This window comes from Enterobacter sp. SENG-6, from assembly GCF_001605945.1.
GTDB lineage: Bacteria > Pseudomonadota > Gammaproteobacteria > Enterobacterales > Enterobacteriaceae > Enterobacter > Enterobacter cloacae.
In genome coordinates, this window is sequence record NZ_LOMM01000062.1 from 1 (window position 1) to 1,601 (window position 1,601).

Sequence of the window (1,601 nt, forward strand, 5' to 3'; positions counted from 1 at the left end):
CTGTGAGGGCTGCTGGAGGTATCAGAAGTGCGAATGCTGACATAAGTAACGATAAAGCGGGTGAAAAGCCCGCTCGCCGGAAGACCAAGGGTTCCTGTCCAACGTTAATCGGGGCAGGGTGAGTCGACCCCTAAGGCGAGGCCGAAAGGCGTAGTCGATGGGAAACAGGTTAATATTCCTGTACTTGGTGTTACTGCGAAGGGGGGACGGAGAAGGCTATGTTAGCCGGGCGACGGTTGTCCCGGTTTAAGCATGTAGGCGGAGGTTCCAGGTAAATCCGGTACCTTTTAACGCTGAGGTGTGATGACGAGGCACTACGGTGCTGAAGTAACAAATGCCCTGCTTCCAGGAAAAGCCTCTAAGCATCAGGTAACACGAAATCGTACCCCAAACCGACACAGGTGGTCAGGTAGAGAATACCAAGGCGCTTGAGAGAACTCGGGTGAAGGAACTAGGCAAAATGGTGCCGTAACTTCGGGAGAAGGCACGCTGATATGTAGGTGAAGCCCCTGCGGGTGGAGCTGAAATCAGTCGAAGATACCAGCTGGCTGCAACTGTTTATTAAAAACACAGCACTGTGCAAACACGAAAGTGGACGTATACGGTGTGACGCCTGCCCGGTGCCGGAAGGTTAATTGATGGGGTTAGCGGCAACGCGAAGCTCTTGATCGAAGCCCCGGTAAACGGCGGCCGTAACTATAACGGTCCTAAGGTAGCGAAATTCCTTGTCGGGTAAGTTCCGACCTGCACGAATGGCGTAATGATGGCCAGGCTGTCTCCACCCGAGACTCAGTGAAATTGAACTCGCTGTGAAGATGCAGTGTACCCGCGGCAAGACGGAAAGACCCCGTGAACCTTTACTATAGCTTGACACTGAACACTGGTCCTTGATGTGTAGGATAGGTGGGAGGCTTTGAAGCGTGGACGCCAGTCTGCGTGGAGCCATCCTTGAAATACCACCCTTTAATGGCTGGTGTTCTAACGTAGACCCGTAATCCGGGTTGCGGACAGTGTCTGGTGGGTAGTTTGACTGGGGCGGTCTCCTCCCAAAGAGTAACGGAGGAGCACGAAGGTTAGCTAATCCTGGTCGGACATCAGGAGGTTAGTGCAATGGCATAAGCTAGCTTGACTGCGAGAGTGACGGCTCGAGCAGGTGCGAAAGCAGGTCATAGTGATCCGGTGGTTCTGAATGGAAGGGCCATCGCTCAACGGATAAAAGGTACTCCGGGGATAACAGGCTGATACCGCCCAAGAGTTCATATCGACGGCGGTGTTTGGCACCTCGATGTCGGCTCATCACATCCTGGGGCTGAAGTAGGTCCCAAGGGTATGGCTGTTCGCCATTTAAAGTGGTACGCGAGCTGGGTTTAGAACGTCGTGAGACAGTTCGGTCCCTATCTGCCGTGGGCGCTGGAGAATTGAGGGGGGCTGCTCCTAGTACGAGAGGACCGGAGTGGACGCATCACTGGTGTTCGGGTTGTCATGCCAATGGCACTGCCCGGTAGCTAAATGCGGAAGAGATAAGTGCTGAAAGCATCTAAGCACGAAACTTGCCCCGAGATGAGTTCTCCCTGAGACTTAAAGTCTCCTGAAGGAACGTT

General features: G+C 53.7%; 1 rRNA gene. It reads left to right on the forward strand.

The annotated features are described in order from the left end of the window. Positions 1–1,601: ribosomal RNA gene (locus tag AX755_RS20445) — 23S ribosomal RNA — on the forward strand; the annotation flags it as partial.